2 protein-coding genes are annotated in these 6,621 nt (G+C 75.2%); both read left to right on the top strand.

The genetic code is table 11. The annotated features are described in order from the left end of the window. On the top strand, positions 1–5,121 hold a 5,121-nt coding region (locus ACFYZJ_RS39260), incomplete at its 5' end, for an SDR family NAD(P)-dependent oxidoreductase (protein WP_388577165.1). A gap of 10 nt (positions 5,122–5,131) precedes the next feature. Further along, positions 5,132–6,621: type I polyketide synthase (locus ACFYZJ_RS39265; RefSeq protein ID WP_388577167.1), on the top strand; the 1,490-nt coding region annotated here is incomplete at its 3' end.

Below are 6,621 nucleotides of genomic sequence, written 5' to 3' on the forward strand. Positions count from 1 at the left end.
CGGCTGCTGACCGCGGCGCAGGAATGGCCGGAGCTGGACCGGCCGCGCCGGTCCGCGGTGTCGTCCTTCGGCATCAGCGGCACCAACGCCCACGTCATCCTCGAGGCCCCGCCCGGGAACGTCCCGGCACCCGACCCGGCGCCCGACGCGCCGGTGGTCCCGTGGGTGCTGTCGGCGCGGACCGCCCACGGCGTGCGGCGCCAGGCGGAACGGCTGCTCGACCGACTCGGTGACGAACCCGGCCTCGACCCCCGGGACGTCGGCTACACCCTCGCCACCGGGCGCACCCTGATGGACCACCGGGCCGTGCTCCTCGGCGCCGACCCTGACACGCTCACCGCCGCGCTGGCCGCCCTGGCCCACGGCGACGAGACACCGGACGCCGTCGTCGGCGAGGCCGGGGCGGCGGGAGCCGGCGGACTGGCCCTGGTGTTCTCCGGGCAGGGGTCGCAGCGGGTCGGGATGGGCCGGGAGCTGTACGAGCGGTACCCGGTCTTCGCGGAGACGTTCGACGCGGTGTGCGCCGCAGTCGACGCCCACCTCGACGGGTACGCCGAACACCCGCTGCGGGACGTCGTGTTCGCGGACGCCGACTCCCGCGTGGCGGAACTGCTCCACCAGAGCATGTACACGCAGACCGCGTTGTTCGCCGTCGAGTACGCGACGCTGGAGCTGCTGCGGTCCTGGGGGGTGCGGCCCGACTACGTCATGGGGCATTCCCTGGGCGAGATCACCGCGGTCTGCGCGGCGGGCGTGCTGTCCCTGGCCGACGCATGCGCGCTCGTCGCGGCGCGCGGGCGGCTGATGCAGGCGCTGCCGGAGGGCGGCGCGATGGTGGCGGTCGCCGTCGCCGAGCAGGAGGCCCAGGCCTACCTGGAGCAGGCGTCGCTGACGGACGTGGTCGGTATCGCCGCGGTCAACGGCCCGCAGGCGGTGGTGGTCTCCGGCGACGAGCCGGCCGTGCTGGCCGTCGCCGAGCACTTCCGGGCCGCCGGGCACCGGGTGCGCCGGCTGTCGGTGTCGCATGCGTTCCACTCGCACCGTATGGACGCGATGCTCGACGAGTTCGCCGACGTGCTCGCCGACCTGGACTTCCGGCCGCCGCACATCCCCGTCGTGTCCAACGTCACCGGCGCCCTGGCCGACCCCGAGCGCCTGTGCAGCCCCGCCTACTGGGTGGAGCACGTCCGCCGGGCCGTGCGGTTCGCCGACGGGGTGCGGTGCCTGGCCGACCAGGGGGTCACCACCTACCTTGAGGTGGGACCGGAGGCCGTGGTGACGCCGATGGTGCACGCCACGCTCGACACGGTCCTCGACGACGGCGGATACGTCGCCGTGGCGGCGCTCACCGCAGGCCGCCCCGAGCCGCTCGCCCTGACCCGGGCGCTCGCCCGGGCGTTCACGGCGGGCCTGCCCGTGGCGTGGGAGCGGCTGCTGCCGGGCGGACGCCGGGTCGAGCTGCCTGGCTACCCGTTCGCGCGACAGCGTTACTGGCAGGCGGCCGACGACACCACGGTGGGCCTGCGGGCCGCCGGGCTGAGCGCCACCCGGCACCCGCTGCTCGGCGCCGCCGTGCACCTGCCCGACGGGCAGACGGTCCTCACCGGCCGGGTGCTGCCCGAGGCGCACCCGTGGCTCGCCGACCATGCGGTGGGCGGCACGGTGCTGCTGCCCGGCACCGCCTTCCTGGAGCTGGCGCTGCACACCGGCACCGAGGTCGGCTGCCCGGTCGTGGAGGAACTGACCCTGCACACGCCGCTCGCCCTGCCGGCCGGCAGCGCCGTCTACCTCCAGGTTGTCGTCGGCGCCCCCGACGAGGCGGGCCGCCGCACGGTCACCGTGCACTCCTCGACGGAACCGCCCACGTCCGCCGCCCCGGCCGACCCGCCGGTGCGGCACGCGGCGGGCGTGCTGGCCCCCGCGGCCCCGCAGCCGGACCCGGTGGGCACCTGGCCGCCGGCCGGTGCGGAGCCCGTACCGCTGGACGGGTTCTACGACGGCCTGGCCGAGCGCGGCTACGGATACGGCCCGGCGTTCCGCGGTCTGCACACCGCCTGGCGCACCGCCGACGCGCTGTACGCGGAGGTCGAACTGCCCACCGAGCCCGGCGGGTTCGGGATCCACCCGGCACTGCTGGACGCCGCCCTGCACACGGTCGCCCTCGGCCTGCCCGCCCTGGACGGCACGGACGGCGCGCAGCCCCTGCTGCCGTTCTCGTGGACCGGCGTGACCCTGGACGCGACCGGTGCACCGGCCCTGCGGGTACGGCTCGCCGCGACCCGTGACGGCTCCGTCGCGCTGTCCGCCGTGGACACCGTCGGCCGCCCCGTGCTCACCGTGGACGCGCTGGCGCTGCGGCCGATGAGCGCGGTCGCGGCACCGGACCGGGACGGCGGACTCCACCTGCGCTGGCGGGCTCTGCCGGCCGCCGGCGCGGTAGCGGTGCCGGCGGACCTCACCGTCGCCCACGTCGCACCGGGCGGCGACCTCCGCGCCCGCCTGGAGGAGGTGCTGGAGCTCACCCAGCGCTTCCTCGCCGCCCCGGAGCACGCCGAAGCACGGCTCGCCGTGGTCACCCGGGGAACGCTCATGGAGCAGCCCGACCCGGTCACCGCCGCGGTGTGGGGCATGCTGCGCTCCGCCCAGGCCGAACACCCCGGCCGGCTGCTGCTCGTCGACGTCGACATCCGGTCGGACCAGGCGCTCGCCGCGGCCGCGGCCACCGGCGAACCGCAGGTCGCCGTCCGGGACGGGCAGCCGTACGCGCCGCGCCTGACCCGCACCGGCCCGGCGCTGCTGCCGCTGCCGGACGCGCCCGCCTGGCGGCTCCGGGCCGCCGCTCCGGGCGACCCGGACGGCCTCGCGCTCGTCGCGGGACCGGACGCCACCGAGCCGCTGGGTCCGGGCGAGGTCCGCGTGGCGATCCGGGCCGCCGGGATCGCCGCGGACGACCTGATCGCCGTCGGCCCGTCCGGCACCGAGGGCGCCGGCGTGGTCACGGAGGTCGGCCCCGACGTCACCGAACTCGCCGTCGGCAACCGGGTGTTCGGTCTCTTCCCGCACGGTGACGCCCTGTCCCCGACGGCCGTGACCGACCACCGCTCCCTGGCGCCGATACCGAACGGCTGGAGCTTCGCCCAGTCCGCGGCCGCCCTGCGCGCGTTCCTCACCGCCCGGCACGCCCTGGTGGACGTGGCCGCGCTGCGGCCCGGACAGCAGGTGCTCGTCCACGTCGGCGCCACGGACATCGGTCTGGCGGCCGTACAACTCGCCCGCCAGCTCGGCGCCGAGGTGTACGCCACCGCTCCCGCCGACACCTGGGATGCGCTGCGCGCTCTGGGCCTGGACGACGCCCACCTGGCGAAGCCGGAAGCCGACGAGTTTCCCAAGAGGATTCCGGCAGGCCTCGACCTCGTCCTCGATCCACAGGGCGGAGACACCGCCGCGGCGTCCACCGCACTGCTTGCCGAGGACGGCCGGTACTTGGCCGTGGCCGGACGCTGCTCGGCACCGGACGACGGGGAACTCCCGGCCCTGGGCCACGGCGAACGCCCGGACGCCGCACCGGTCGCCCTCGCCGACATCGACCCGGCCCGACGGCAGGAGCACCTCGCCACCCTCGCCGCCCTGTTCGGCCAGGCCGCGCTCCAGCCGCTGCCGGTACGGGCCCACGACGTACGGGCCGCCGCTGAGGCCTACCGCCGCCTGGCCGCGCCGGGCGGCACCGGCACGGCGATCCTGACGATCCCGCGGCCGCTCGACCCCGACGGCACGGTGATCGTGACCGGCGCCGGCGGCACCCTCGCCCAGCTCGTCGTACGGCGGCTCGTCTCCGAGCACGGCGTCCGGCATCTGCTGCTGCTCAGCCGCAGCGGCGCGGCCCTGCCCGAGGACCTGCTCGACACGGGCGTGACCGCGCTGTCGGTTGCCTGCGACGTCGCCGACCGCGACCAGCTCGCCCGGGCACTGGCCGGCATCCCGGCCGAGCACCCGCCGACCGCCGTGGTGCACACCGCCGGCGTCCTCGACGACGGCGTCCTTGAGTCCCTCACCCCACAGCGGCTCGACACCGTGCTCCGGCCGAAGGCGGACGCGGTGCGGCATCTGCACGAGCTGACCGCGGACGCCGACCTGGCGGCCTTCGTGGTGTTCTCCTCGGCGGCCGGTGTGCTGGGCTCGCCCGGCCAGGCCAACTACGCGGCCGCCAACGCCTACCTGGACGCGTTCACCGCCCGCCGGCACGCGGACGGCCGGCCCGCGGTCTCCCTCGCCTGGGGCATGTGGACCACGACCAGCGCGATGACGGCCGGTCTCGGCGCCACCGACCGCGACCGGATCGCCCGCACCGGACTGCTGCCCACCACCGCCGAGGAGGGGCTGGTGGCCTTCGACACGGCGCTCATCGCCGCCGTACCGAACGTCGTCCCGGTACGCGTCGACACCGGCGCCCTGCACGCGGACACCGCCCCGGCGCTGCTGCGCGACCTGGCGCCCTCCGCGCACCGGCGGACCGCGGCCGGGGCCGCACCCGCGGCGGCGGAGGAGTCCCTGACGAGCCGGCTCGGCCGACTGCCCGCCGAACGGCGGCGGGAGACACTGCTCGAGCTGGTGCTCGCCGATGTGGCCCAGGTGCTCGGGCACAGCGACCCGCGCCAGGTCGCCGCCGACGGCGCCTTCCGTGACCTGGGCTTCGACTCGCTCACCGCCGTGGAACTGCGCAACCGGATCAACAGCCGGACCGGTCTGAAGCTCAGCGCGACCGCCGTGTTCGACCATCCCAGCCCGAGCGCCCTGGTCGACCACCTGCTCGACCGCCTCGCCCCGCCACCCGCCGCGGCCGAGGAGACCGGACGGCCGACCTACGAACGCGTCATCGCCGACCTCACCAGGATCAGGGACCACCTGACCGCCCTGGACCTGACCGCCGCCCAGCGCACGTCGCTGGCCGAGACCTTCCGCAGCATGTCGGAGCCGTGGACACCGGCGGAGTCCGCAGTGGGGGCCGAGGAACACGTGCCGGCCGGCCTCGAATCCGCGACCGCGGCGGAAGTCCTCGACTTCGTCACCAACAGCCTCGGCATCTCCATCTCCGGCGACGAATCGCCCACCGACCCGAGTTGAGAGTGAGCTCATGCCCACCGAAGAAGAGCTGCTGAAGTACCTCAAGGCTGTTTCCGAGGAGCTGCACACCACGCGCGGCCGGCTCCAGGCCCTGGAGGGCCGCCGCACCGAACCCGTGGCGATCGTCGGAATGTCCTGCCGACTGCCCGGCGGGGTGTCCTCGCCGGACCAGCTGTGGGACGTCGTCGTCAAGGGAGAGGACGTGATCGGCGAGTTCCCCGCCGACCGCAGCTGGGACGTCGAGGCGCTGTACGACCCCGAACCGGGCAGCACCGGCAAGACCTACACCCGCTCCGGCGGCTTCCTGCACGACGCGGCGGACTTCGACCCGGCGTTCTTCGGGATCGCCCCGCGCGAGGCGCTGGTGATGGACCCGCAGCAGCGGCTGATGCTGGAGGCCTCCTGGCAGGCCCTGGAGAGCGCCGGCATCAACCCGCAGACCCTCAAGGGCACCCGCACAGGGGTCTTCGCCGGGTCCTTCCACCACGACTACGACCCCGGCGGCGGCAGCGTCGGCAGCCTCGTCTCCGGGCGCGTCTCCTACCACCTGGGGCTGCAGGGCCCCTCCGTCACCGTGGACACGGCGTGCTCGTCGTCGCTGGTGGCGCTGCACCAGGCGGTGCAGGCACTGCGCAACGGTGAGTGCTCCCTGGCGTTGGCGGGCGGTGTGACCGTGCTGTCGACGCCCGGCGTCTTCGTCGAGTTCTCCCGGCAGCGCGGCCTCGCCCCCGACGGCCGCTGCAAGTCGTACGCCACCGCCGCGGACGGCACCGGCTGGGGCGAGGGCGTCGGCGTGCTCGTCCTGGAGCGCCTCTCCGACGCCGAACGCAACGGCCACCGCATCCTCGCCGTGGTGCGCGGCTCGGCGGTGAACCAGGACGGCGCCTCCAACGGCCAGACCGCGCCCAACGGGCCCGCTCAGCAGCGGGTGATCCAGGACGCCCTGGCCAGTGCCCGCCTGACCTCCGCCGACATCGACGTCGTCGAGGGCCACGGCACCGGCACCACCCTCGGTGACCCGATCGAGGCGCAGGCGTTGCTGGCGACCTATGGTCAGGACCGGCCGGGGGAGCGGCCGTTGTGGTTGGGTTCGCTCAAGTCGAACATCGGGCACACGCAGGCGGCGGCGGGTGTCGCGGGTGTGATCAAGATGGTGGAGGCGATGCGGCACGGTGTCATGCCGCGCACCCTGCACGTCGACGAGCCGACCCACCACGTCGACTGGACCGCGGGGCACGTCCGGCTCCTGACGGAGAACCAGCCGTGGCCCGAGACCGGGCGCCCTCGCCGGGCCGGCGTCTCGTCCTTCGGCTACAGCGGCACCAATGTCCACGTGATCCTGGAGGCGGCTCCGGTCCGTCATCCGGAGCCGCCGATGGACGAGCCCGCTGTCGAGGGTCCTGTTCCGTGGGTGTTGTCGGCGCGGAGTGGTGGGGCGTTGGGGGAGCAGGCGGGGCGGTTGTTGGCGCGTGTGGTTGAGGGTTCGGGGCTGGGTGCGCG

The organism is Streptomyces sp. NPDC001848, from assembly GCF_042891915.1.
Classification (GTDB): domain Bacteria; phylum Actinomycetota; class Actinomycetes; order Streptomycetales; family Streptomycetaceae; genus Streptomyces.